Source organism: Catenuloplanes atrovinosus, from assembly GCF_031458235.1.
Taxonomy (GTDB): domain Bacteria; phylum Actinomycetota; class Actinomycetes; order Mycobacteriales; family Micromonosporaceae; genus Catenuloplanes; species Catenuloplanes atrovinosus.
On the sequence record NZ_JAVDYB010000001.1, the window covers coordinates 4,517,552 to 4,543,897 of the forward strand.

Below are 26,346 nucleotides of genomic sequence, written 5' to 3' on the forward strand. Positions count from 1 at the left end.
GATGTCCGATGCACCGCTCATCCGGCAGACCAGGCGGCGCACGAGGCGAGGGGTGGCCGGGCCGGGGCTTCGGTCCCGCGGCGGCGCCTCGTGACGCCGGCTGGCACCCCGCCAGGCGGCGGAACGGCACCGGTGAGGCATCGGCATGCGCACAGAGAAAGGGTGAGCAATGAGTACCTGGTTCATCACCGGCGCTTCTCGAGGCTTCGGTGCCGAAATCGCCCGCGCGGTCCTCCGGCACGGGGACAACGTCGTCCTGACCGCCCGCAAGGTGGATCAGCTTCCGGAGGGGCTCGAGCCCTCCGACCGGCTGTTCGCCGTCGCCATGGACGTCACCGACCACGAGTCCGTCGAGGCCGCGGTGACGCAGGCCGTCGAGCGGTTCGGCCGGATCGACGTCCTGGTCAACAACGCCGGTCGCGCCGTGCTCGGCGCGATCGAGGAGATCAACGACCGGGAGGCTCGTTCGCTGTTCGACCTCAACGTCTTCGGCCTGCTGGACGTGACACGGGCGGTGCTGCCCGTGATGCGCGCCCAGCGGTCCGGCGTCGTCGTCAACATGGGTTCTCGCGCCGGGTTCGAGGGGGAACCGGGCACCGGCATCTACAACGCCTCGAAGTTCGCGGTGGCCGGCATCAGCGAGGCCCTCGACGCGGAGGTTCGCGCGTTCGGCATCCGTGCCGTCGTGGTCGAGCCCGGCGTGTTCCGCACCGACTTCCTCGACGCCTCCTCGCTGCAACTGCCGCAGCGGCGGATCCCGGAGTATGACGGCACGCCAGCGCACCAGACGCTGGAGTGGAGCACCGAGGCGAACCACGCCCAGCTCGGCGATCCGGTCAAGGGCGCGGAGCTGATCTACCGCGTGGTCGCGTCCGGTGACTTGCCCTCGCACCTCTACCTGGGGCGGGACTCCATCGAGCGGCGCGAGGCGATGTCCAAGCGCGCCGAGCAGGAGATCGCCGCCTGGCGTGACGCGTCCGTGGCGACCGCGCACGACGATGCCTGACCCGGTTTCTTCCATCCCGCCCGATTCCACCGTCGTTCTCGACTGCCCGCACAGCCGCGGGTGAAAGGAAAGAGCCATCATGATCGAACTGTCTGAGATCCAGCGTCTGTTCGACGTCCAGCGCAACCACCGGCACGTCGTGAAGGCCGCGACGGGCGAGCAGCGGATCCAGCGGCTGCGGTCGCTGCGGGAGCAGCTACTCGCCCACGAGAAGGAGATCGCCCAGGCCATCTACGACGACCTGGGCCGGCCGCTCGACAACCGTGACGAGTTCGACACGGTCCTCGGCAACATCGAGAAGGCCGAGAACGAGCTGGCGCAGTGGATGGCGCCGGTGCCGGTCGAGAAGTCCCCCTCCTCGCCCGAGGCGCACTCCATCTTCATCAAGTACGAGCCTCGCGGCAACGTGCTGCTCTTCGGCACCTGGGACTTCCCCATCGGCATGTTCTTCTCCCCGCTGATCGCCGCGATCACCGCCGGGAACGTGGTGATCGCCAAGACCAGCTCGCTGACGCCCGCCTCCGGCCAGGTCATCTGCGACGTCGTCCGCGCCGCGTTCGACGAGGCCGAGGTCGCGGTCATCAACGACACGGAGGTGTCCACGCCGGACGGCACCCGCCGCACCAACGACGTGCTGCTCGACATGCCGTTCGACCACGTCTTCCTCACCGGCAGCCCGCGCGTCGGCCGGGAGATCGTGGCGAAGGCGGCGAAGAACCTGACCTCCTTCACCCTGGAGCTCGGTGGCAAGTCGCCGGCGATCCTGGACGCCACCGCGGACCTGGACGCCATCATGCCGCACCTGATCTTCGGCAAGAACTACAACCACGGGCAGACCTGCCTGACGGTCGACTACCTCTGGCTGCCCACCGCCATGCGGGAGACCTTCATCGAGAAGTACGTCGCCGCCGTGCGCGAGACGTACTACGTCGGGGACGACTACCAGTGGGAGCGCGACGCCCGGTTCGTGAACAAGAAGAACTTCGACCGGGTCCGCGGCTACCTCGACGACGCCGTCGCCCGGGGTGCGAAGGTCGCGTTCGGCGGCCAGGCGGACGAGGAGCACCTGGTCATCGAGCCCACCGTCCTGACCGACGTGCCGGCCGAGGCCGAGATCGTGCGGGAGGAGATCTTCGGCCCCATCCTGCCGATCTTCACCTACGACGACGAGCAGGAGATCTACGCGCACTTCGCGACGCTCGGCAAGCCGCTGGGCTTCTACATCTACTCGCAGGACGACGAGTTCATCAACCGGGTGCTGGAGAACAGCACGTCCGGCGGCGTCACGATCAACGGCAACCCGCTCACCCACTGGGCCGAGCAGAACCTGCCGTTCGGCGGCGTGAACGGCAGCGGCTACGGCCGCTACCACGGCGTCTGGGGCTTCCGTGAGCTGTCCAACGCCCGATCGGTGTACCGCGTCGCCTCCTGAAGCGACGTCGTGACGACACAGCAAGACACGGCTCGGTGATCCGACGCCGAGGCCGGCACGGTGCGGCATCCCCGCACCGTGCCGGCCGACGCGTCCGGGCGCCCGCCCGCCCGTCGGTGTACTCAGCTTGGAGAACGTGATGACAACCGCGATGACGACATGGAACGACGCCGATCTGGCGCGCATCGGGACGGCCGAGGAACTTCAAATCAGCTCACAACGGGCCGACGGCACCCTTCGCCCTTACGTGACGATCTGGGTGGTTCGCGTCGACGACCAGCTTTACATCCGCAGCGCGTTCGGCAAGGACAACCCGTGGTTCCGCCGGGCGAAGGCCGCCGGCACGGGACGAATCCGCGCGGGCGGGATAGAACGGGACGTGACCTTCGCCGAAGCGGATCCGGGCGTGCACGCCGCCATCGACGCGGCGTACCACGCGAAGTACGACAGCTACGGGCCGAGGATCGTCAACACGGTCGTCGGTGCGCACGCGGTGCCGGTCACCATCCGTCTGCTCCCCCGGGCGCACTGACGATGCACCAGCAGGACACCGCCACCGGCCGCGTCGAGCATCCCGATCCGTCCACGCTGCTCGCCCCCGCGGGTGAACGCGGCAGCGCCATCGTGGTCGGCGGGTCGCTGTCCGGGCTGATGACCGCGCTCAGCCTGGCCCGCGTGGGATACGGCGTGACGGTGATCGAACGCACGGGTCCGTCGCCGCGCAGCGGGGCCGCCCTCCGGGTGGACGGTGAGCCGCACGAGACCATCTCGTACTCCCCCGGTGCCAGGCGCGCCGCGCCGTCGCTGCGCAGGATCACCGGAGGCACGTCCCAGCGGGTGCAGTCGTGGACCGCGGTGCACGACCGGCTGCGGGCCGCGGTCGGCGCCGAGCCCCGGGCGCGGATGGTGCACAGCACCGCGGTGACCGAGGCCGGTCAGGACGACACGGGGGCGTGGGCCGTCACGGCGCGGGGCGAGACGGCCCACGCGGACGTCCTGATCGGCGCGGACGGCCATCGCAGCGTCGTGCGGCGCAGCGTCGCCCCGCGCCATCCCGACGCCGCGTTCGCCAGCTACCTGCTGTGGATCGGCATCGCACCGGAGAGCGCCATTCCCGCCGGCCACCGCTGGCCGCGCGGCTACGACCAGCTCTCCTACCTCAGCAGCGGCGGCTACATCATGCTCGGGTATCCGCTGGACGGCCCGGACGGCTCCCGCGACCCCGGCGCGCGCCAGGTGGGCTGGGCATGGTGCGACGCCACACACAACGCGCTGCTGCTGCGGCAGCGATGCGTGGTGGACGGCATCGTCAGGCATTCGCTGTTCCCGCAGGACATCCCGGACGAGACATACCGGGAACTCGCGGCGGAGGCCGAGGCCAACTGGCCGCAGCCGTGGCGGGAGGCGATCCTCGACTGTGTGCGGCGGCGCGCCGTCACCGCGACGCCGATCGCCGAGTACGTTCCCGACCGGCTCGTCAACGGGCGTCTGGCGCTCGTCGGAGACGCCGGGCACGTACCCACGCCGATGACCGGACTCGGCTTCGAGGCCGCGCTTCAGGACGCCGAGGCCATCGCCGAGTCGCTGTCGGTGGTACGGCACGGCCGGGAGATACCGGGCGCGCTGCGCGATTACGAACGGAGACGACTGGCCACGGTCCGCGAGCTGGTGCGGTCGGGGCAGGAGTTCAGCCGTTCGTTCGCGGCCCGCGCGAACGAACCGGCTTTCTGACCCGACCGCGGGCAGCGGCCATCACCCAGCGTCTCGTTTCCGCGCCCGTCTGCTACCGCAGGCGGGCGCTTCGGTGTACCGCACCAAACCCGGGCCCGTTCATGGACACGACGACGAACACCGCGCCGGGCGCGCCCGGCAAGCTGCGGCAAGGAACCGGCTAGTGGAGGCCCGATGAGAACTGCCCCGACGATCGTCACCGCCTGCGCTCTGCTCGTCGCCATCACCGCGTGCGGCGCGGACTCCAGCACGCCGGACGGCCGGCGTCTCGTCGACGGCGGGACGTTCACGATGGTCCTGACCGCCGACCCCGGTAACCTCGACCCGCACCTGACCTCCCTGTCGCCCACCCTCCAGGTGGATCGGTTCCTCTACGACTCGCTGGTCACCATCGACGAGTCCGGTGCCATGACCGCCGGACTCGCGCAGACCTGGACCGCCACGCCGACGGAGGCCGTCTTCACGCTCCGCGCCGGCATCACCTGCGCCGACGGCTCCCCGTTGACCGCCGGCACGGTCGCCCGGAACATCGCCTTCGTCGCTGACCCGGCCAACGGCTCGTCACGACTCGGGATCTTCGTACCGCCGGGCGCGTCCGCCACCGCCGACGACACCGAGCGCACCGTCACGGTGACCGTGCCGGCCGCCACCGCCTTCCTGGACCGGATGGTCGGCGGGCTGCACATCGTCTGCGATCGCGGCCTGGCGGACCGGTCCATGCTCGCCCGGGGCGCGGACGGCACCGGCATGTTCACCCTCACCGAAGCCGTGCCCGACGACCACTACACGCTGACCAGACGCAGGGAGTACGCCTGGGGGCCCGGGGACTGGCGCGCCGATCAGCCCGGGCTGCCGGACACGGTGGTGTTGCGCGTGATCCCGAACGAGACCACCGCCGCGAATCTGCTGCTGTCCGATCAGGTCAACGCCGCGACCGTGGCCGGCGCCGACGGTGAGCGCCTGCGCGCGCGAAACCTCTTCGCCCGGGAGGTGTTGGCCACCGCCGGCCAGTTGTGGTTCAACCAGCGGGCGGGCATGCCGGGCGCCTCCGACGCGGTCCGCCGGGCACTGACCCAGGCACTCGATCTCCGCGCGCTCGCCCAGGTCGTCACCGGCGGCCAGGGGCGGCCCTCGACCTCCCTGGTCGCTCCCGGCCTCGGACCGTGCGGCCTCGACACGGTGACCGCCCACCTGCCAGGACACGACGTCGCCGCCGCGGGCGCTGCCCTGGACCGGGCCGGCTACCCCGCCGGCGCCGACGGCCGGCGTCCGCTGTCGCTGGCGCTGTACTACCCGTCGAGTCTCGGTCCGCGGATGCAGGCCGGCGCGGAATTGGCCCAGCAGGCGTGGAGCGGTCTCGGCATCACCGTGACGTTGACGGCGGTGACCGAGGCCGAGATCGGCACACAGATCATCGGTGGGCAGGGCGCGTGGAGTGTCGCGTTCGTACCGCTCGGCGTGGTGCTGCCCAGCGAGTTGGTCCCGTTCTTCTCCGGGTCCGCGCCGCCGGACGGCATGAACTTCGCCGCGGTCTCCAACGACGCCTACATGGCGGCGACCGGGCAGGCCGCCTCGCTGTCCGGTGACCGGGCCTGCGCGGAGTGGGCCGCCGCCGAGGAGGCGCTGCTCCGGGACCTCGACGTCGTGCCCTTCGCTGACGGCGCCCGCCCCACCTTCGGCACCGGCGCCGAGTTCGCGCTCAGTCAGGGCAGCGTGCTGCCGGGCTCGATCCGGATGCTCCGATGACGGCCGCCGCCGTGGCCGGCAGCGCGCGGGGCCGTCCGTGGCTGCGCTTCGCCGCACGCCGCGGCGCCCGGCTGCTGATCTCGGTGTGGGTCCTCGCCACCGCCGCGTTCCTGATGATCCACCTGGTACCGGGCGATCCGGTACGCGCCGCGCTCGGCGCGACGGCGCCGGCCGCCGTGGTCGACGCCCGCCGCGCCGCGCTCGGCCTCGACGACCCGCTCTGGACGCAGTACCTGCGGTACCTGGGACACCTGCTCACCGGTGACTGGGGCACCTCCATGACCACCGGGCTACCGGTCTCGGACGTGATTGGTGACCGGCTGCCCGCCACCGCGCAGTTGGCCGTGCTCGCCTTCGCCTGCGCGGTCACCGTCGCCGTACCCGCCGGGCTGGTCATGGCGGCCGTGACACGCGGCGGGCGACGCCGTCCCGCGGAACTGGCCTTCACCTCGGCCAGCGGCGTCGTCGCCGCGGTACCGGAGTTCCTGGTCGCCGTGGGGCTGGTCTACCTGTTCGGCGTCCGGCTCGGCTGGCTGCCGGTGGCCGGCCAGGCCGGACCCGACTCCTACGTGCTGCCGGTCCTCGCGCTCGCCGCCGCACCGGGCGCGCTCCTGGCGCGCATCGTACGGGTGGAGGCACTGGAGGTGTTGCGCGCCGACTACATCCGCACGGCCCGCGCCAAACGGCTCCCCTGGCACACCGTCTACCTGCGTCACGCGGTGCCGAACGCGCTCACCGCCACCATGACCCTCGGCGCGTTGCTGCTCGGCGCGATGGTCGCCGGCACCGTCCTGGTGGAGAACGTCGTCGCATGGCCGGGCCTGGGCAGCACGTTCGTCTCGTCGATCCTCGCCAAGGACTATCCGGTGGTGCAGGGCGTGGTGCTGGTCTACGGCCTCGGCGTACTGCTGACCACCCTCGCGGTCGATGTGGCCCTGGCATTCCTCGACCCTCGCTCAACGATCCGGGAGAGCTGATGCGCCCACCACGCGGCCCGGTAGCCGTGGCCGCCCTCTGCCTGCTCCTGCTCGTGCTCGCCGCGGCGGTGGCCGCTCCCCCGCTGTGGGGCGCGCGGGCAGCGGCCGTGGACACCACCGCGCTCGGCCAGGGGCCGTCGGCCTCGCACTGGCTCGGCACCGACGAACTCGGACGCGACGTGCTGTTGAGGGTTCTGGTGGCCACCCGGCTGTCGGTGTCGCTCGCCTTCGCCGCCACCGCGATATCGGTGGGAGTCGGCGTGCTGCTCGGCGCGTCCGCCGTACTGCTCGGGGAGCGGGCCGGCCGGTTCGTCGCCGCGGCCGTGCAGGTGGCGGTCGCCTTTCCCGGCCTGCTGACAGCGCTGTTCTTCGCCGTGGTCTTCGGCGTGGGAGCGCGCGGCGCGGTCCTGGCGATCGGTCTGGCCGGCGCACCTGCCGTCGCCCGGCTGACACAGACCCTGGTGGCACGCGTCTGGGGGCAGGACTTCATCGCCGCGGCACGGCTGGCCGGGGTCGGCCGCTGGCGGATGCTGGTCCGGCACGTGCTGCCCAACGTCGGTGAGCCGCTGATCGTCAACGCCGCCGGGACCGCGGGGGCTGTGCTGCCGGCCTTCGCCGGGCTGTCTTTCCTGGGTCTCGGCGTGCAGGCGCCGTCCTACGACTGGGGTCGTCTGCTGGCCGACGGTCTGAGCACGATCTACCTGCACCCGGCGGTCGCGCTGGCCCCCGGTGTCGCCGTCGTGGTCGCCGCGCTCGCCTTCAATCTCACCGGCGAGGCGCTGGCCGCGCAGCTGCGCCCGACCGCCCGGCCGCTGCCGCGTGTCCCGGCGGTGCCGTCCCCGCCACCGCCACCGTCCGTTGGTGGGCCGCTGCTGGAGGTGTCGAACCTTCGCGTGGCGTTCCCCGGTGCCGAGCCGGTCCGCGGAGTGAGCTTCACGATTGCCGCAGGCGAAGCCGTCGGCGTGGTCGGCGAGTCCGGGTCCGGCAAGAGCCTCACCGCCCTCGGCGTGGCCCGCCTCATCGAGGAGCCGGGGCGGGTGACGGCGGACCGGCTGAACTTCGACGGTGCGCCGGTGGCCACGCTCTCCGACCGCTGGCTCGGCTCCCGGCTGGCAATGGTCTTCCAGAACCCGATGACGTCGTTCAACCCCGCCCTGCGCATGGGCGCACAGCTGACCGAGGTCGCCCGGCGGCACACCGGCCTCGGCCGGCGCCCCGCGCGGGACCGGGCGATCGACCGGCTGCGCGAGGTGGGACTGCGCCGGCCCGAGACACAGCTCAGCCGGTTTCCGCATGAGCTGTCCGGCGGCATGCTGCAACGCGCGATGATCGGCATGGGGCTGATGGCGGCCCCGGCACTGATCATCGCGGACGAACCGACCACCGCGCTGGACGCGGCCGTACGCCATCAGATCCTCGACCTGCTGGACTCGGTACGCCGGTCCACCGGCGCCGCCCTGCTGCTGATCAGCCACGACATCGGCGTGGTACGCCGGGTCTGCGATCGCGTGCTGGTCATGTACGCCGGCCGGATCGTCGAGGACGTGCCGGCCACCGCCCTGCATCAGGCCCGGCACCCGTACACCCAGGCTCTGATCGGCGCGATGCCGGACATGGCCACCGACCGCACGCGGCCGTTGACGGTGATCCCCGGCCGGCCACCGGATCCGGCGTCGGTGCCACCCGGCTGCGCGTTCGCCGACCGCTGTGCCCGATCCTCCGCGCGCTGCCGACAGGCGATGCCCGAACTGGACGCCGGCGGCGGCTGCGGGCACCGAGTCGCCTGCTGGCACGCCGACCGGCCGCTGACCCGGTCGGTGCCGTCGTGAACGAACTCGCCTTCCGTAACGCCACGGTGCGCTTCGGCGGCCGCCGGCACGGCATCACCGCCGTGGACGGCGTCGACCTCACCGTGCCCGCCGGCACGGTCGTCGGCCTGGTCGGCGAATCCGGCTCCGGCAAGTCCACGCTCGCCCGCGCCGCGGCGGGCCTGGTGCCGCTCACCGGTGGCAGCGTCAGCCTCGACGGCCGGCCCGTGCCCCGGCGCGGACGCCGCCCGCTGCAACTGGTCTTCCAGGACCCGTTCTCGTCACTCGACCCACGGATGACGGTCGGCGCGTCGATCGCCGAGGCGATGCCGCGGGGCACCGACCGCCGCGCCGAGGCCCGGCGCCACCTGGAACTGGTGGGTCTGCCCGCCGACCTGGCCAGCCGGCTGCCCGCGGCGCTCTCCGGCGGACAGCGGCAACGCGTGGCGCTCGCCCGCGCGCTGGCCGCCCGTCCCGACGTGATCGTCGCCGACGAGATCACCTCGGCGCTGGACGTGTCCGTCCAGGGCACCGTACTGAACCTGCTGCGGGATCTACAGCGCAGCCTCGGCCTCACCATCCTGTTCATCTCCCATGACCTGCCGGTGGTCCGCTACGTCAGCGACACCGTCGCGGTCATGCGGCGCGGGCGCATCGTCGAGACCGGCCCCACCGACACGGTGCTGGCCGCGCCCGCGCACGAGTACACCCGGTCGCTGCTGACCGCCGCCACCGCCGGCCCCGCCTGCCGAAGGAGTATCCGGTGACCCGACCCGATCACACCGACGATGCGGCTCCCATCGCCGTGCCGGAACAGCCGGCGTTGTCCCCGGACGGCGAGGAGATCGCCTACGTTCTGCGCGTCGACGACCGGGACGCCGACCGGATCGTGCGCGGCATCTGGACGGTGGGGACACGTCACGGTGAGCCGCGCCGGCTCACCCGCGGCCCGGCGGACACCGCGCCGGCCTGGTCACCGGACGGCAGGCGCCTGGCCTTCCTGCGAGGTGACGACGTACCGCAGGTGTGGACGTTGCCCCGCGGCGGCGGCGAACCGGAGCCGGTGACGTCGCTGCCGTTCGGCGCCGGCCCGCCGGTCTGGTCGCCGGACGGCACCCGCCTCGCGTTCACCGCCGAGGCCGACCCGGCCGCGGCGGACACTCCGGAACCGCCTCGCCACCCGTACGCGATACACCGGCTCGACGACCCACGGCCGCGCGGTGGCCGGCGCCGGCACGTGCACGTGCTCGATACGGCCACCGGCCACGTCCAGCGCGTCACCGACGGCGACTGGGACGCCGGCGAGCCCGCGTGGTCACCCGACGGCGCCCGGCTGGCGTTCGCGTCCGCCAGCGCACCGGACGCTGACCTCACCACCCGGTCACCGATCCACGTCGTCGACCTCACGGACCCGGCCGGCGGCGTCCGTACCGTGGGATTGCGGGAGGGCTCCGGCACCCGGCCGGTCTGGACCGCCGACGGCGCGGGGCTGCTGGTCACCGGGCATCTCGGCGCACCGGCCGGGCTCGCCCGGCTGCTGCTGGTGCCGATCGACGGCGGCCCGGCCACCGATCTGACCGCCGCGCTCGACCGCGCCGTCATGCCCGGCGGACCCGCGTACCCCGGCGGGGTGGCACGACCGGCCGGGGACGGCCGGACCGTCGTCTTCTGCGCGCGGGACCGCGGATGCACGCACCTCTACGCCACCGGCCTCGGCGGCGACAGCGGCCCCCGGCCGCTCATCGCCGGCGACGGCATCACGGTGGCGGGGCTGTCCGTGGCCGGCGATACCGTCGCGGTCGTCCTCGGCACGCCGTCCTCCTTCGGGGAGATCGCCGTCGTGGATCTCGCCGCGGCGGCCGGCGAGATGACCGTCCGCACCTCGTACACGCCCCCGGACTTGCCGCTGCTGCCGCGCCGGGAACGCGAGTTCCGCATCTCCGACGGTACGGTGGTGGCCGGGTGGACCATCCGCGACCCGGCCACCGAGGGCCCCTCGCCGCTGCTGCTCGACATCCACGGCGGCCCGCACAACGCCTGGCACGCCGGCGCCGAGGAGGTGCATCTCTACCACCAGGTACTGGCCCGCCGCGGATGGACGATCCTGCTGGTCAATCCGCGCGGCAGCGACGGCTACGGCGAGGACTTCTACACCTCCGCGGCCGGTGCCTGGGGCGAGGCCGACGCCCGCGACCTGTGGGAGGCCGTCGACACGCTGGTCGAGGAGGGCATCGCCGATCCGCGGCGGCTCGCGGTGACCGGCTACAGCTACGGCGGCTACCTCACCGCGTATCTGACCGGGCGCGACGACCGGTTCGCCGCCGCTGTCGCGGGCGGCATGGTCAGCGACCTGACCAGCATGGCGGGCACGTCGGCGGAGGGCCCACCGCTGACCGCCGTCGAGTGGGGCGGGCCGTTCTGGAACCGTCCCGACCGCTACGCGGCGATGAGCCCGCTCACCCGCGTCGGTGACGTCCGCACACCCACCCTCATGGTGCACGGGACCGAGGACGTGGTCACCCCGCCGGGGCAGGCCCACCAGTGGCACGCGGCGCTGCGCGCACGCGGCGTGTCGGCCGAGTTGGTGCTCTACCCAGGGGGCACGCACACGTTCATCCTCGACGGCCCTCCGTCGCACCGGCGCGACTGGAACCGGCGCATCGTCGACTGGGTCGAGCGGTACGCCGGCGGACGATCCACTCCAATCCGCACCGAGCACTGGCGGCGCCGCCTGGCCGTCCTGGCCGAACGGCACGGCGTCCCCGGCGCCACGCTCGGCATCCTGCGCATCGGCGCCGCGGACCACGAGGAGCGGATCGAGGTCGCGCACGGGGTGCTCAACCTCGACACCGGCGTCGCCGTCACCCCGGACTCGGTGTTCCAGATCGGCTCGATCTCGAAGGTGTGGACGGCCACGGTGGTCATGCAACTCGCCGACGAAGGACTGCTCGATCTCGACGCGCCGATCACGAAGGTGCTGCCGGAACTGCGCCTCGCCGACCCGGACACGGCCAAGGGCGTGACCATGCGGCACCTGCTCACCCACACCAGCGGTATCGACGGTGACGTGTTCACCGACACCGGGCGCGGTGACGACGCGGTGGAGCGCTACGTGGCCGGACTGCGCGACGAGGCGCAGGTGCACCCGCTCGGCGCCACCTGGTCGTACTGCAACTCCGGGTTCGTCCTGGCGGGCCGGGTCATCGAGAGACTGACCGGCTGGACCTGGGACGAGGCGATGAGGCGGCGCCTGTTCGCGCCGCTGGGCCTGGCGCGCACCGGCACGCTCCCCGAGGAGGCGCTGCTGCACCGTGCCGCGGTCGGCCACGTGCGGGACGGGGACCGGCTGGTCAAGGCCCCGGTGTGGCAGCTACCGCGATCGGTCGGCCCGGCCGGCCTGATCAGCGCCACCGCCGGTGACGTGCTCACCTTCGCCCGCTTGCACCTGGCGGGCGGCCGCGCCCCGGACGGCGCGACGCTGCTCAGCGAGGCGGCCGTGACGGAGATGGCCGCCGCTCAGGTGGAACTGCCGGACCGGCACACGCTCGGCGACTCGTGGGGGCTCGGCTGGATGCGCACCGAGTGGGACGGGCACCGGCTCGTCGGCCACGACGGCAACACCATCGGGCAGTCCGCCTATCTGCGCATCGTGCCCGGGGCCGGGCTGGCGGTCGCGCTGCTGACGAACGCGGAGAACGCCCGGGACCTCTACGAGGACGTCTACCGGGAGGTCTTCGCCGAGATCGCCGGGATCGCGGTCCCGGCGCCGCTGGCCCCGCCCCGGGAACCCGTCGAGGTCTCGATCGCCGCGCACACCGGCGTGTACGAACGCGCCAGCACCCGGCTGGAGGTGCTGGACACGCCGGAGGGCCCGATCCTGCGCCGTACCGTCACGGGACCGCTTGCGGAGCTCACCCCGGAGCCGGTGACCGTGCACCCGCTGATGCCGGTCGCCGAAAACTTGTTCGTGACCCGGCTGCCGAACTCCCGCACGTGGACCCCCGTGACGTTCTACCGGCTGGCCGGCGGCGAACGGTACGTCCACTTCGGCGTGCGCGCCACGCCGAAGGTGAGCTGACCGTGGACCCGTCCTCGCACCCGCGCGCGAGCCTGCCACATCTGCTCGGCACCATCGAGGCGCTGATCAACTGCGAGTCTCCGTCGGCGGACGCAGCGGCCGTGGCACGCAGCGCCGACCTCGTGGCCCGGATCGGCACGGCGCTGCTGGGCCGCGCGCCACGGCGCATCGACGGAATCCATCTCCTGTGGCGCCTCGGTGACCGGCCCGGCCGGGTACTGGTGCTCGGCCACCACGACACGGTCTGGCCGGTCGGCTCCCTGGCCACGCATCCGTACGAGGTCCGTGACGGCGTGCTGCGCGGCGCCGGCTGCTTCGACATGAAAGCGGGCGTGGCCATGGCGTTCCACGCGCTGGCCGTGCTCGGCGAACCCGGCGGGATCACCTTGTTGATCACCGGCGACGAGGAGATCGGCTCGCCCGGTTCCCGCGGCGTGATCGAGGCCGAGGCGGCCGGATGCGCGGCCGCCCTGGTGCTCGAGGGCGCCGCCGGCGGTGGCGCGCTGAAAACCGCGCGTAAGGGCCTCGGCCGGTACGTCGTGCGCGCGCTCGGCCGCGCCGCGCACGCCGGCCTGGCACCGGGACACGGCGTCAACACCACGGTCGAGCTGGCCCACCAGATCCTGCGGACCGACGCACTGGCCGACCCGGCCAGGGGCACGACCGTGACACCGACACTGCTGACCTCCGGAGCTAGCGCCAACACCGTGCCCGCCGACGGTGAGTTCGCGGTGGACGTGCGCGCGTCCGACCCGGCGGAACTCGCGCGCGTGGACGGTGCGCTGCGCGGGCTCCAGCCGGTGCTCGGCGGAGCCCGGCTGGAGATCACCGGCGGACCGGACCGGCCGCCGCTGCCGTGGTCCGCCTCGGCCGGGCTGTACGACCGGGCCTGTCGCACGGCCCGGCGGCTGGGACTGGCGGTTCCGGCCGCGGCGGCGGTCGGCGGCGGCTCCGACGGCAACCTCACCGCCGCGGCGGGGACGCCCACCCTGGACGGGCTGGGCGCGGTCGGTGGCGGGGCACACGGACCGGACGAGCACGTCCTGATCGACCTCCTGCCAGAGCGCACCGCGCTGCTCACCGCGCTCACGGCGGATCTGCTCGCGGACCCGTGCGACGGCACCAACTCCGGCGCCACGATCGGTGTGCCACGACCATGACGGAGCCGGCCGAGATGACGAACATGTTTCCCGTGACCAATCTGGACTGCTCTCCGCCGGATACCGGCGCGCCTGGCGTACCCACTGAGGATCTTGATGCTCTCGCCGCCGACACCGTCGCGCGAGCCGCGGCCGACGCCGCGGACGTGACGATTCGGCAGGTGAGCGGCCTGGCCGAGATCGAGCAGGTGTGCCAGCTCGTCGAAGGTGTCTGGCGCACCGAGCCGGGCCGACCCCTGGTCACTCCGGAGTTGCTGCGCGCTCTGACCAAGGCCGGCAACTACGTCGGGGCGGCTTTCCGGGGAAGCGTTCCCGTCGGCGTGGGGGTCGGGTTCTTCACCCCTCCGGCGGAGCAGACGCTGCACAGCCATCTGACCGGCGTGTCCACGGCCGGGCGGACCCGCCACGTCGGCTTCGCGCTCAAGCTGGACCAGCGCGCCTGGGCGCTGCGGCACGGCGCGACCGAGATCGGCTGGACCTTCGACCCGCTGGTGAGCCGCAACGCCTACTTCAACCTCGCGAAGCTCGCGGCGACCGCGGACGAGTACCTGCCCGACTTCTACGGCGTCATGCACGACGACCTCAACGGCGCCGACGCCTCCGACCGGCTGCACGTGCGCTGGCACCTCAACGCGCCCTCGGTGGTCCTGGCGTGCGGCGGGCTCCCGGACGGCCGGGACGCCGAGGCCGAACGGCGGCACGGAGCGGAGATCGCGCTCGGCCGCGGGCCGGGCGGCGCGCCGAGCACCCCCAGCGCCGCGCCGCGGGCGTCTCGCGTGCTGGTGGCCGTGCCGGAGGACATCGAGACGATGCGGACCCGCGATCCCGGCCTCGCCGGGGAGTGGCGGCGTGCGTTGCGCGAGACGCTCGCGCCGCTGCTGACCGGCGGCGGCCGAGTGGCGGGCTTCGACCGATCCGGCTGGTACGTCGTCCGGCCCGCGGGGAGCCCGCGATGACGCTCAGCGGAGTCGAGCTGCGCCGCATCAGCATGCCGCTGGTGGCACCGTTCCGCACCTCCTTCGGCACCGAGACCGTGCGCGACGTCCTGCTGGTACGCGTGGTCACCGATGCGGCCGAGGGGTGGGGCGAGTGTGTGGCGATGTCCGGGGCCGGCTATTCCCCGGAGTACACCGACGGGGCCGCCGACGTGCTACGCCGGTTCTTGATTCCGGCACTCGCCCGGGCCCGCCGGTCGGACGGGCCGGCCGTGGCGCCGGCGCTGAGCGCGGTGAAGGGACATCGGATGGCGAAGGCGGCGCTGGAGACCGCCGTGCTGGACGCCGAACTCCGCGCGGAGGGCCGGTCGCTCGCGCGGGAACTCGGCGCCACCCGCGACCGGGTGGCGTGCGGCGTGTCGGTCGGCATCATGGACTCCATCCCCGCCCTGCTGGATGTCGTCGCCGACTACCTCGACGAGGGGTACGCCCGGATCAAGCTCAAGATCGAGCCCGGCTGGGATGTGGCCCCGGTACGCGCGGTGCGCGAGCGGTTCGGCGACGACGTGCTGCTCCAGGTCGACGCGAACACCGCGTACTCGCCGGCCGACGCGCCGCACCTGGCCAGGCTGGACCCGTTCGGGCTACTGCTGATCGAACAGCCCTTCGACGAGGAGGACCTGCTCGCCCACGCCGGCCTGGCCGGCATGCTCACCACGCCGGTCTGCCTCGATGAATCGATCACGTCGGCGAGGACGGCGGCCGCGGCGATCCGGCTCAGCGCGTGCGCGGTGGTCAACATCAAGCCGGGACGGGTCGGGGGTTTCCTCGAGGCGCGGCGCATCCACGACCTGTGCGTGTCCCACGGCGTACCCGTGTGGTGCGGGGGGATGCTCGAGACGGGGCTCGGCAGGGCGGCGAACCTCGCGCTGGCGGCCCTGCCCGGCTTCACGCTGCCCGGGGACACCTCCGCTTCCGGGCGCTACTTCGACGCCGACATCACCGCGCCGTTCGTTCTCCGCGACGGACACCTGGACGTGCCCGCCGGGCCGGGTATCGGTGTGATGCCGGACCCGGCGCGGCTGGACGCGGTGACCACCTGGACGGAGTGGATCGCTTTGTAGAATTGCACCGATCCAGGACGGTTTTTCGTCCCTCCGTACGAGCTCGCCCCCGTCGCCGACCTTTAGCGTGGGGCGGTGTCGACTTCGGTGAACCTCCGCCCGCAGACCGGTCTGCGTCGTGTCCTCGACGACCTCGGCTACACCCTGCTCGAAGTGCTGCACGGCGACCCGGGCCGGATCACGGCCGTCGGTGGCGTCGTCATCCACGATCCGCTCGACGAACCGGCACTGCCCGACGGGGCGCTGGTGCTCGGCGTGGGCCTGCGCGACCCACAGGAGATCATCGAGCTGCTGCGGAAGCTGGGACGGCGCGACGCGTCCGCGCTCGTGCTGCGCTCACCGCTCGACGTGCCGCCCGCACTCGCCGACGCGGCCGAGGACGCCGGCGTCGTCCTGCTCGGGCTCGCCCGCGGCGCCTCCTGGACCCAGCTCGCCGCGCTGCTCCGGGCGCTGCTGGCGGAGGGCGACGTGGGTGGCTTCGGCACCGAGACGCTGGGCGGCTTTCCCTCCGGCGACCTCTTCGCGCTGGCGAACGCGGTCGCCGCGCTGCTCGACGCGCCCGTCACCTTCGAGGACCGCGGCGGCCGCGTCCTCGCCTTCTCCGGCAGGCAGGACGAGGCCGACCAGTCCCGGATCGAGACGATCCTCGGCCGCCAGGTGCCCGAGCGGTACTCGCGGCTGCTCGACGAACGTGGCATTCTGCGCGAGCTGTACCGCACCGACCGGCCGCTCTACCTGCAGCCGACGGTGACGAGGACCGACGAGGTCGCGCTGCCGCGCGTCGCGGTCGCGGTCCGCGCGGGCGACGAGGTGCTCGGCTCCATCTGGGCCGCCGTACGCGCACCGCTGAGCGACGACCGCATGCGGGCGCTGGCGGACGCCGCCAAGCTGGTGGCCTTGCATCTGCTGCGGATCCGGGCCGGAGCTGACGTGGAGCGGCGGCTGCGGACCGAGCTACTGGGCACCGCGCTGGAGGGCGGAACCGGGGCGCGGGAGGCGCTGCACCGGCTCGGCCTCGCCGACCAGCCCGTCGTGGTGCTCGCGCTCGACGTTCTCGGCACCGACACCGGCTCGCTCGGCGACGGCGCCGGGCTCGCCACCGAGCGGCAGCGGCTCGGCGACGGGCTCGCCATGCATCTGAGCGCCGTGCATCCGCGGTGCGCGACCGCGGTCATCAGCGAGGTCACGTACGGGCTGCTGCCGGTCCGCGCCACCGACGGCGAGCAACGGGCGGCCCGGATCGCCACCGACTTCCTCGACCGCATCGGGCCGCGTGCACGAGCCGTCATCGGCATCGGCCCGGTCGCCGCCGACGCGGCCGCGCTACCCGGCGCTCGGATCAGCGCGGACCGCGCCCTGCGGGTGCTGCGCGACGCGGGCGGCACCGGTAACCGGGCCGCCACGCTGGCCGACGTCCACGTGCAGGCGCTTCTGCTGGAGCTGCGCGATCTGGTCACCGCCCGCGGGGACCGTCCGACCGGGGCGCTGGCGCGGCTGTTCGCCTACGACGCCCAGCACAACGCGAACCTGGTGGAGACGTTGCGCGCCTGGCTGGACTCGTTCGGTGACGTGGCCGCCGCGGCCGCCGCCGTCTACGTGCATCCCAATACCTTCCGATACCGGCTGCGTCGCGTCGCCGAGGTCGGCGAGTTCGATCTCGGCGACCCCGAGGCCCGGTTCGCGGCCATGTTGCAGCTACGGGTGGTGGCGGCGCCGCCCCCGTGTCCGGAGGACCGCTCGCCGGTTACGCGGTGACAAACATGACACCGCCGGGCCGCGCGCCCGGCCCGGCCGGGACGCGGGCGGCGCCGGTCCCGCCGGGCCGCGGAGACGGGCACGGTGACCGTCCCGCGCAGTTGCGGCCGCGTGGACCGCGCATCCGCCGCGCCGTCGTCACGGTGTCCCGAGCGCGGAAGTGATCGGTCTGCTCCGCACAGATGACGATCGACGGGACCGTATGGTTCTCGATTCGAGCGGCTTTTCCGCGGCCCCGGCCTTGATAGCGTCGGCGCCGACGAAGCGGCGGCGCTCTGCCGCGAGCCGAACAGTCGGCCGACCCGTCGCCCCCTGCCTCGGCACGGCGTGCGACCCGGCGGCAACGGCGATCCTCAGCCTGGGAGTTGTCTCGTGGGACCCACATCCGGACTTCGCATCGACATCAACGGCGCAGGGCTCGACGACGAGGAACTGGCCGCTCTGAGCCGGAACCTCCGCGGCCTGCTGCTCGAACTGGACGTCGACTCGGTGCGGCAGGTCAGCGCCGGCGCGGCACCACCAGGAGCGAAGGCCGGCGAGGCCGTCACGTACGGGGCGCTGCTGGTCGCCGCCGCACCCGCGGTGGTCGCCAGCATCATCGAGGTCGTCGGGTCGTGGTTGCGCCGGCAGCCGCGGGACATCGAGATCGAGGTGGCCGGACAGCGGCTGAAGGGCACCGTCACCCGCGCGCAGCGCGACGCGATCGTCGCGGCCTACCTCCAGCAGGTCGCCGCGACCGTGCCGGTCGTCGAATGACGGCCCCTGTCACCGCCGCGCGCCGGCGCCGGGCGCTGCTGCTGGCCTGCGCCTCCTTCTCGGATCCCGCGTTCCCGCCGCTGCGTTCGCCCGAACAGGACGTGTACGCGCTGCGTGACGTGCTGGCCGGTCCCGGCGGCTCCGGCTATGAGGTCGAGACGCTGGTCAACTGCACCTCCCAGGAGGCGGAGCTGGCCATCGAACGGTTCTTCCGCACCGCACGGCCGGCGGACAGCCACCTGCTCTACTTCTCCTGTCACGGCGTACAGAGCCCGCAGGGTGATCTGTTCTTCGCGTTCACCGACACGCAGCAGGACTTCCTCGGCGCGACCGCGGTGTCGGCGTCGTGGGTGCGCGATCGCCTCCAGGCCAGCAGGTCCAAGGCCACGACGATGCTCATCGACTGCTGCTTCAGCGGGGCCTTCCTGCGCGGCATGCAGGCCAAGTCGGCGCCGGCGCCGAACGTCGGTGCGCTCATGCGGGACCTGCCCGAAGGCAGCGGGGTAGCGGTGCTGACCGCGTCCGGCGAGACGGAGTTCAGCCTGGAGGACTCGGCGAGCGGCCAGTTCCCCGTGGTCAAACCGTCCTACTTCACCGAGGCGATCGTGGCCGGCATCGCCTCGGGTGAGGCCGACGCGACCGGAGACGGGATCATCACCGTCGACGAACTCTACGACTACGTCTACGACCGGGTGGTCTCCGGGCCGTCGCCGCAACGGCCACGCAAGATGCGTTCCGGCGAGGGTGTGCTCATCGTCGCCCAGCGGCCTCCCGGCGGCTGGCCCGGCAGAGGGGCGACCTGGGCCGCTTCCCGTCCGGCGCCGCGAGGCGTCACCACACACCCGGCGCCAGCCGTGGCGGCGCCCGCCCGATCCGGTGCGGACCAGCACGCGGGCAGCGCATGGTGGACCGCGCTGCGGGCCGCCGCCGTGTGGGCCGGGCGAGTGCTGCTCTGGCTCGGCATCGCCTGGTTCCTGCTGGGCGCGCTCATCGTCGGGTGGATCACCTGGGGTGACGGCGCCTCCCGGGACGAGGGCTCGGTGTTCTTCATCAACGCGATGTTCCTGATCCCGCTGATCACCCTGGTGTGTGTGCTGGTGTGGGACGTACGACGCTTGCTCGGCCGGCGGCGGTAGCCCGTGGGCGGGTGCCCCGGCGGCGGGACACCCGCCGCCTCAGCCGATGTACCACTTCTGCGGCACGCTCCCGTTGCAGTCCGCCAGTCGCAGCAGGGTGCCGTTGTCGTTCCTGCCGTCGGTCACCTCGACGCAGCGGTTCGCCCGGACATTGACCAGGTCACCGGAGCCGTTGAGGGAGAAGCGCTGCTTCCAGCCCCCGTCGCACGCGGCCAGGTGCAGGTTGCTGCCGGCGGCCGTGTCGTCCACCTGGAGGCACCCGCCGACCGCTTGCACCCGGCCGTCCCCGGGCAGCGTGTAGCTGGTTCCCGGCGTGCCGTCGCACTCCCAGATGTGGATCGGCAGCGTGGTGGCCGGATCGCTGCCCGGAATGCCGAGGCACTTCGACGTGCCGACGTTGACGATGATGCGGCCGGACACCACCGGGGTGATCGACGCGGGCGAGCTGGCCGCCACCGCCCTGGTCCTCGATGCGGCCGGGCTCGCGCTGCGCGACCGCCGCGCCGACGGAGACGGTGACGGCGACGCCGACGCCACGGGGGTGGAGTTCGCGGACGGCACCGCAGGCTCCGCGGACACGACGGCCGGGACCTGCCAGGATGGCGCTATCGCCACCGGTTCGGTCTCGGCGCTGACGAACCAGCCCAGCAGGGGTACCGCCCCGGCGGCCACGACCACGAGCACCAGCACGCCCAGGGCCGTACCGATCGACGCCCAGCGGCTGAGACGCCGGACAGGCGGCCCGGTGACGGTGTGCCCGTCCGGCGTGGAACCCTTGTCCGCCGCGGCGCATCCGTCAGCCGCCGGTGCCGCGGCGCGAAGGGTGTCCTCCGTGGCGGCGAGAGCGGGCGGCGTGGCCGCCCAGGTCTGGGTGGCTCCCCGATGATCGTCGCTGTCCGTGACCGCGTCCCGTCCACTGCCGCCGGCGCCCGCCCGGGCGCCGGCGACCCCGGGCGTGGCCGCGCCGCCCAGCGCCTGACGCATGAGCGATCCAGCCTCGGCCAGGCTGATCCGCTCGGCCGGATCGCGGCGCAGCAGTCCTTCCAGCACGGGCAGCAGCGCGCCGGCATGCCGTGGTGCCGGAGGCAGCTCGGTCGCGAGGGCCGCGAGCGTCGCCATCGCCGAGGAACGGCTGTAGGGCGGACGGCCCTCCACCGCCGCGTACAGGGTGGCGCCGAGCGACCACAGGTCCGACTCCGGCCGCGCCGGGTCGCCGTGCGCCCGCTCGGGTGCCACATAGGCGGGTGAGCCCATCACTAGGCCGGCGTGGGTGAGGCCGGAGTCGCCGTGGACGGTGGCGAGCCCGAAGTCGGTGAGGACCACCCGGCCCTCGTCGGCCAGCAGGACGTTGCCCGGCTTGACGTCCCGGTGCATCACCCCGGCCCCGTGCGCGGCGGCGAGCGCGGCGAGCAGGTCGAGCCCGATCCGGGCAACCTGCGCGACAGCCATCGCGCCGTCCTCGGCCAGTGCCCGGTTCAGCGGCCGGCATCGGACGTATTCCATGACGATCCACGGCTCTCCGCCGTCACGGAAGACGTCGAAAACCCGTACCACATTCGGATGGTCCACACGGGCGATAGCGCGAGCCTCACGGAGCATGCGTTCGCGCAGGTCCGCCTTCTCAGGCTCGGATAGCCCGGCCGGCAGAATGAGTTCTTTGAGCGCGACCTCGCGTCGCAACATCTCATCTCCGGCGAGCCAGACCCTGCCCATGGCACCCTGCCCGAGCAGGCGAAGAAGGCGATACCGGCCAGTGATGAGATCTTGGGGTCTGTTGGACACGGCACACGATCATACCGGTGCGCGCAACCACTGAACGAGAGATGACGCATTTCTCACGCCTTTTCGGCGAGAGAGCGTGCTCCATTACGAAATGCGTGAGAACTCGCGGGAGTTTTCCCTAGCGCAGATCTTTACAGCAGACGGACTGCGTTAATTCCAGGAATTCACAGAGCATCGAACCAATTACTACCGGACGGTACGGTAAACGATCGGAATAGGAAGGCTCATCGGCCGGGCCGTGAACGCGCGGGCCCGCTGAAACGTCTCCCGACGCACTGTGATCCACGGCGCGTGCCGGGATGGTCCTAGGCCTCGGCGGCGTTCCGGCGGCCGGGTCTCCCGAAGCGGCCCGGAACGCATAGGAGGAAGTCATGAAAGCGGTGCGGTTCCGCCGGTATGGCGGCCCTGAGGTACTGGAGATCACCGACGTCCCCCGGCCTCGGCCGGGGGACGGGCAGGTACTCATCGAAGTGGTGACGGCCGCGCTCAATCCGGGCGAGATCGGCATCCGGGAGGGCCTTTTCGCCACCATGTGGCCGGCCACGTTCCCGGAAGGCCAGGGCAACGACTTCTCCGGCGTCGTCGCCGAGGTGGGCGCGGGCGTGACCGGCCTGGTGGCCGGCCAGCCGGTCATCGGCTTCGCCCCGCGCGCGGCACAGGCCGAGTTCGTGGCCGCCGGCGTCTCCACCGTGGCGGTGCTTCCGTCCGGCATCGGCTGGGACGCGGCGGCCACCATCGCCGGGGTCGGCGCGACCGCGTGGGCTTCAGTCGAGGCGGTCGCCCCTCGGCCCGGCGAGACCGTGGTGGTCTCCGCCGCCGCGGGCGGCGTGGGCAGCTACGCCGCCCAGCTCGCCGCGCTGCACGGCGCACGGGTCATCGGCACGGCGAGCGAGGGCAACCACGAGTTCCTCGCCTCGCTCGGCATCGTCCCGGTCCGCTACGGGCCCGGTCTGGAGGCACGCCTCCGGCAGGCCGCACCGGAGGGCGTACACGCGCTCATCGACACGTTCGGCGCCGGGAACGTGGACGCGGCGATCGCACTCGGCGTATCGCCGTCGCGCATCAACACCATCGCCGACGGCCGTGCGGTGCACCGCTACGGCGTGCACCACCAGGCTCAGGAGCAGGCCGACGATCCCCGGATCTGGTCGCGGCTGGCCGGGCTGATCGCCGAGGGCCGGCTGACCGTGCCGATCACCCGGGCGTACCCGCTGCACGAGGTCCGCCAGGCGTACCGCGACCTCGGAACGCGCCACGTACGTGGCAAGCGGGTGCTGCACGTGGCGCCCGCGTCACGCCGACAGCGGCTGGGCGAGACCGTCTCCTGAGCCGGGTGGGCCACATGAACCGCCCGCGGTGCTCGATCGTCACCTGACGACGGAACTGGCACACGGAGAGACGGGAACAGTGGGACCCTCGGTAACCGAACGGAGGCCGGAACCCGACGGACGGGATCGCCGGCCATTCAATCCTCCTCGCTGGCGCGCCATCTCCGGCCGATGGCGCGCCATGAGTTCCCTCCGGCAGCGGGCCACCGCGCTCGCCGCCATGGCGCTAGCGGTCGTCATCGCGGCGATCGGGGCCTTCCAGTGGAGTGCGGCGATCGCGGAGTCCGAGAAACGGCCCAGCACGCCGCTGTCCGCCGCCGACGTCATCGCCGTCGTGGAGGCGGCACGGTCCTGTCCCACCGTCTCCGCCGCCCGGCTCGCCGCGCAGCTACAGGCCAACACCGCCCACTCCGCTCCGGACCGGGACGGGGTGGGATTGACCACGGCCGTCTGGCAACGGTGGATGCCGTGGCGCGACGCCGGTCGCGACGACCGGCGAGCCGCCATCACCGCGCTGGCGCACCACATGTGCGACCTCGTCGGTCAGGTACGGGTGGCCGGGATACCCGGGGATCGCTGGACCGCGGCGCTGGCGGCCTACCGCGCCGGCCTGACCGCGGTGAAAGCCGTCAACGGCGTGCCCGCACAGGTACGGGAGTACGTCGACCTCGTCAACCAGTACGCCGCCTGGTACGCCAAGCAGCCGACCCTGGATGGCGGCGGCGCGGCACCGAACGCCGGCACCACGCTCAACCTGGCGAAACCTGCCGTCACCAGTGCCGCACCGAAGCCCACGCAGCCCACGGCACCGTCGCCGGCCCGCCCGGCGCCGTCGGCGTCGCGGACCACGGCCGCGCCACCACCGGCCGCACCGGCACCGAAGGCCGCTACGCCCATGGCGAGGGCGCTACTGCCGACCGGCGTCAAACGGTTGCTGCGCGCCGGCAACTTCCCCGACCGGTACCTGCGATTCCACGACGACGAGATGATGTGGCTCGATACGATGACGTCCGGCTCGACTGCGGTGGAGCGCGCCGACGCGACCTTCACCGTGGTGCCGGGCTTCTCCGACTCCGCCTGCTACTCGTTCGCCGGACCGGACAACCGGTACCTGCGGCACTGGGCGTACCGGGTCTACATGAGCCCGTTGGAGAACCTTGAGGTGTTCCACGGTGACATCACGTTCTGCGCCAGGCCCGGCGCGGTCGAGGGATCGCTGATGTTCGAGTCGTACAACAAGCCCGGCCACTACCTCCGGCACCGCAATTCGGAGGTGTGGATCGACCCGTACGAGGACTCGGACCAATTCCGCACGGACAGCTCCTTCTTCGTCGTCTCGTCACTGTCCTGACCCAGGCATGAACGAAGGCGGCCGGTGGTGCCCGGCCGCCTTCATCGTTCCCGGCGGTCAGGCCACCGGCCGATCGGTGCGCGCGCCGCCGTCCCACCGTGCCCGGCTCAGGTCCGGCCATTCCATTCCCGCCCGGCCTGCCAGCCAAGCCGCGACGCCATCGGGGCCGAGCAGGCCGTCCGCCGCCACGTCCCACTCCGCGGCCGGGCTGGCGAACGGGCTGTGCGGGGTCCGGGTCCACCTCGGCCGCTCATCACGGAACCGGCGCTTCAGCTCGCTCAATTCGTCGGCCAGCAGTCCCGCCGCCCGCGTCAGCTCGGTGGTGTCGGGCGATCGCGGGCCGTACCCGGTGGCATCGGGGCGGCCGACGTCCGCCGGCCACGGGTCGGACGCCCGGCCCGTGGCCGGGTCCGCGATGTCACCGACGGCCTCCAGCAGCATGTGCGCGTAGGTCTCGAAGCTCGACACCAACGCCTGCCACTGCTGATCACGCGGGCCGCCGCAGATCTCCGCGAAGGTCAGCACCTCGGCCCGCAGCGCACCGATCCGGGTGTGCAGGCGCGCCTCGCGGGGCCGATGGCGGGGGTCGCGGGTGCGCCCCGCGGGCCGTGAACCGGCGGCGCTCACCGATCCTCGTCCGCAACGCCCGCCGGCCACCGAGGCATGACGGTCTGCGCGGCGGACTCCTCCGGGCGACCGTCCACGTCGTCGTCGGCCGCAGCGGCCTCCCGCCAGCCGCGGGCGCGCAGTCGCCACAGAATGGCCGCCACCAGCGCCAACGCCAGCCCACCCAGTGCCGCCAGAGACCACAGTGCCGGATCGCCACCGAACGGAATCCCGCCCGCGTCACCGGCCAGCGGTTCCGCGACGGCCGCGGCGAGATCGATCATTCCGGCGCCGTACCGGCTGTCCTCGGCGGTCCCGGCGTCGCCGGCGGGGCCCACGGGCGCCGCCGTCAACGTGAGTTGCCGCGCCACGTCCGCCGCGTTCATCGTCGGGAAGGCCGCCCGCACCAGCGCGGCGGCACCGGCGACGAACGCCACGGCGTATTCCGTGCCGCTGCCGACCACCGCACCGGTGCCCGCGGCGCCCACGCTGGCCACGTCGATGCCGGGTGCCACCACGTCCACCGAGCCGGGCCGGTACTGCGCGGCGAGTTGCCCCTCGGCACCGACGCCGCCGACGCGCAGCACGCCGGCAGCCGGCGGCGACGTGGAAGCGGCGCCCGGCGCGAGCTGAGCGGTCGATGCCGGCCCGGGTGATGCCGGTTGCGCGCTCGGTCCGGCCGGCGCGGCGATGATGACCACGACGTCGTGCTCGGCCGCGTCCGCGATGGCGTCCGCCACCACCTCGTCGGCGGGGTTCGTCACCCCGCCGAGCGCGATCACGCCCGCGCCGGCCGAGACCGCCACGGTGATGCCCGACGCCACGTCGTCTGGCGTCGCCCGATCGGCGTTGTCGACGACCCGCACCGGAAGAATCTCCGCCTCCGGCGCGACGCCGACCGCCGCGCCGTTGCCGTTGGTGCCGCCCGCGATGATCCCGGCCAGCGCCGTGCCGGAACCGGTGCAGTCGACGTTGCCGTTCGCCGCGCCGGTCACCATGTCCGCGCCGGGCGCCACCCGTCCCGCGAGCGCGGAGACCTGCGTGTCCACTCCGGAATCCACCAGCGCCACCAGGACATCCGCACCGCGGCTGCGGTCCCACGCCACCTCGGGTGCCAGGCGCACCTGTCCCCAGTTCGTCCCCGGGCGCGAGGCTGCCGCGGAGGCGGTACAGCCCTCCCGGCGCGCGGGAGCACCGGAGGTGGAAGGCGTGGGTGTGCCGCTGGCGGGTGCGATGTCGGGCGGCGGCGCGGCCGGCGGAGTAACCGGCAGCGCCCCGTACCGCACACCCGTGCCGAGCGCGTCCCACGGCAGCACGAGGTACCAGCCGGGCCGCAGCGTGCCGATGTCCGTCAGGTTGCCGCCGGCCGGCTGCGGACGGCCCTTGTTCATGTCGAATAACTCGGTGGCGCGGTTGCGGTCGCCGAGCAGCCGTTCCGCGATCGACGGCAACTGCTCCGGCTGACCGCCGTACGCGACGGCCACCACGTAGAACTTGACGAACTCCTCCGGGGACGGGGCCGCGAGGGCGGAGCGTGGTGCCCACGACACGGCTAGGAGCAGGGCCAGCGCGAGCCGCAGTGCCGCACCCCGGCCGCTGGTGCGCGGGTTCATCGTCGGCCTACCTCTCTCTCGG

Annotated in this window: 20 protein-coding genes; 17 read left to right on the forward strand and 3 right to left on the reverse strand. The window is 72.9% G+C overall.

Annotation, left to right across the window (positions count from 1 at the left end):
- The first annotated feature begins 169 nt into the window (after positions 1-169).
- The 15 genes from J2S41_RS20175 (at position 170) to J2S41_RS20245 (ending at position 19,644) form a co-directional block, all read left to right on the forward strand.
- On the forward strand, positions 170-1,006 hold the full coding sequence (locus J2S41_RS20175) for an SDR family NAD(P)-dependent oxidoreductase (RefSeq protein ID WP_310369457.1): 837 nt from the start codon (positions 170-172) through the stop codon (positions 1,004-1,006).
- Positions 1,007-1,085: 79 nt separating this feature from the next.
- The gene (locus J2S41_RS20180; protein ID WP_310369458.1) at positions 1,086-2,438 is read left to right on the forward strand and encodes an aldehyde dehydrogenase family protein; all 1,353 of its coding nucleotides are present in this window, start codon (positions 1,086-1,088) and stop codon (positions 2,436-2,438) included.
- A gap of 136 nt (positions 2,439-2,574) precedes the next feature.
- Positions 2,575-2,970 (forward strand): DUF2255 family protein, encoded by a 396-nt coding sequence (locus J2S41_RS20185; RefSeq protein ID WP_310376425.1) that lies wholly within the window; start codon positions 2,575-2,577, stop codon positions 2,968-2,970.
- Positions 2,971-2,972: 2 nt separating this feature from the next.
- A complete protein-coding gene (locus J2S41_RS20190; RefSeq protein WP_310369459.1) occupies positions 2,973-4,169 on the forward strand; it encodes an FAD-dependent monooxygenase in 1,197 nt (398 codons plus the stop codon).
- Between the two features lie 174 nt (positions 4,170-4,343).
- The gene (locus tag J2S41_RS20195; protein ID WP_310369460.1) at positions 4,344-5,915 is read left to right on the forward strand and encodes an ABC transporter substrate-binding protein; all 1,572 of its coding nucleotides are present in this window, start codon (positions 4,344-4,346) and stop codon (positions 5,913-5,915) included.
- Positions 5,912-6,892 (forward strand): ABC transporter permease, encoded by a 981-nt coding sequence (locus tag J2S41_RS20200; RefSeq protein ID WP_310369461.1) that lies wholly within the window; start codon positions 5,912-5,914, stop codon positions 6,890-6,892. The genes J2S41_RS20195 and J2S41_RS20200 overlap by 4 nt, the downstream gene beginning before the upstream one ends.
- Positions 6,892-8,721 (forward strand): dipeptide/oligopeptide/nickel ABC transporter permease/ATP-binding protein, encoded by a 1,830-nt coding sequence (locus J2S41_RS20205; protein ID WP_310369462.1) that lies wholly within the window; start codon positions 6,892-6,894, stop codon positions 8,719-8,721. Before J2S41_RS20200 ends, J2S41_RS20205 begins: the two co-directional genes overlap by 1 nt.
- The gene (locus tag J2S41_RS20210) at positions 8,718-9,467 is read left to right on the forward strand and encodes an ABC transporter ATP-binding protein (protein ID WP_310369463.1); all 750 of its coding nucleotides are present in this window, start codon (positions 8,718-8,720) and stop codon (positions 9,465-9,467) included. The genes J2S41_RS20205 and J2S41_RS20210 overlap by 4 nt, the downstream gene beginning before the upstream one ends.
- Complete coding sequence (locus tag J2S41_RS20215) at positions 9,464-12,778, forward strand: serine hydrolase (protein ID WP_310369464.1); 3,315 nt, start codon at positions 9,464-9,466, stop codon at positions 12,776-12,778. Before J2S41_RS20210 ends, J2S41_RS20215 begins: the two co-directional genes overlap by 4 nt.
- 2 nt (positions 12,779-12,780) lie before the next feature.
- The gene (locus J2S41_RS20220) at positions 12,781-13,938 is read left to right on the forward strand and encodes a M20/M25/M40 family metallo-hydrolase (protein ID WP_310369465.1); all 1,158 of its coding nucleotides are present in this window, start codon (positions 12,781-12,783) and stop codon (positions 13,936-13,938) included.
- A 32-nt stretch (positions 13,939-13,970) separates the two neighbouring features.
- Positions 13,971-14,894: a GNAT family N-acetyltransferase gene (locus tag J2S41_RS20225; RefSeq protein WP_310369466.1), complete on the forward strand. Its 924-nt coding sequence runs from the start codon at positions 13,971-13,973 to the stop codon at positions 14,892-14,894.
- On the forward strand, positions 14,891-15,997 hold the full coding sequence (gene menC, locus J2S41_RS20230; protein WP_310369467.1) for an o-succinylbenzoate synthase: 1,107 nt from the start codon (positions 14,891-14,893) through the stop codon (positions 15,995-15,997). The genes J2S41_RS20225 and menC overlap by 4 nt, the downstream gene beginning before the upstream one ends.
- Positions 15,998-16,072: 75 nt before the next feature.
- Positions 16,073-17,752: a helix-turn-helix domain-containing protein gene (locus J2S41_RS20235; protein ID WP_310369468.1), complete on the forward strand. Its 1,680-nt coding sequence runs from the start codon at positions 16,073-16,075 to the stop codon at positions 17,750-17,752.
- Between the two features lie 372 nt (positions 17,753-18,124).
- A complete protein-coding gene (locus J2S41_RS20240) occupies positions 18,125-18,508 on the forward strand; it encodes a hypothetical protein (protein ID WP_310369469.1) in 384 nt (127 codons plus the stop codon).
- Positions 18,505-19,644 (forward strand): caspase family protein, encoded by a 1,140-nt coding sequence (locus J2S41_RS20245; protein WP_310369470.1) that lies wholly within the window; start codon positions 18,505-18,507, stop codon positions 19,642-19,644. The genes J2S41_RS20240 and J2S41_RS20245 overlap by 4 nt, the downstream gene beginning before the upstream one ends.
- 39 nt (positions 19,645-19,683) lie before the next feature.
- Here J2S41_RS20245 and J2S41_RS20250 read toward each other — a convergent pair whose 3' ends face one another.
- Positions 19,684-21,357, reverse strand: a complete 1,674-nt coding sequence (locus tag J2S41_RS20250) for a protein kinase domain-containing protein (RefSeq protein ID WP_445343928.1) — start codon at positions 21,355-21,357, stop codon at positions 19,684-19,686.
- A 440-nt stretch (positions 21,358-21,797) separates the two neighbouring features.
- Here J2S41_RS20250 and J2S41_RS20255 point away from each other — a divergent pair, with 440 nt between their 5' ends.
- Both J2S41_RS20255 and J2S41_RS20260 read left to right on the forward strand, forming a co-directional pair.
- Entirely contained in the window at positions 21,798-22,754 is a 957-nt protein-coding gene (locus tag J2S41_RS20255) for an NADP-dependent oxidoreductase (protein ID WP_310369472.1), read from the forward strand.
- A gap of 181 nt (positions 22,755-22,935) precedes the next feature.
- Positions 22,936-24,105, forward strand: a complete 1,170-nt coding sequence (locus tag J2S41_RS20260) for an AbfB domain-containing protein (protein WP_310369473.1) — start codon at positions 22,936-22,938, stop codon at positions 24,103-24,105.
- A 57-nt stretch (positions 24,106-24,162) separates the two neighbouring features.
- Here the strand turns inward: J2S41_RS20260 and J2S41_RS20265 are convergent, their stop codons facing one another.
- Positions 24,163-24,732, reverse strand: coding sequence for a hypothetical protein (locus J2S41_RS20265; RefSeq protein ID WP_310369474.1), 570 nt, complete (start codon positions 24,730-24,732; stop codon positions 24,163-24,165).
- A complete protein-coding gene (locus J2S41_RS20270) occupies positions 24,729-26,324 on the reverse strand; it encodes a S8 family serine peptidase (RefSeq protein ID WP_310369475.1) in 1,596 nt (531 codons plus the stop codon). The genes J2S41_RS20265 and J2S41_RS20270 overlap by 4 nt, the downstream gene beginning before the upstream one ends.
- Positions 26,325-26,346 lie beyond the last annotated feature (22 nt).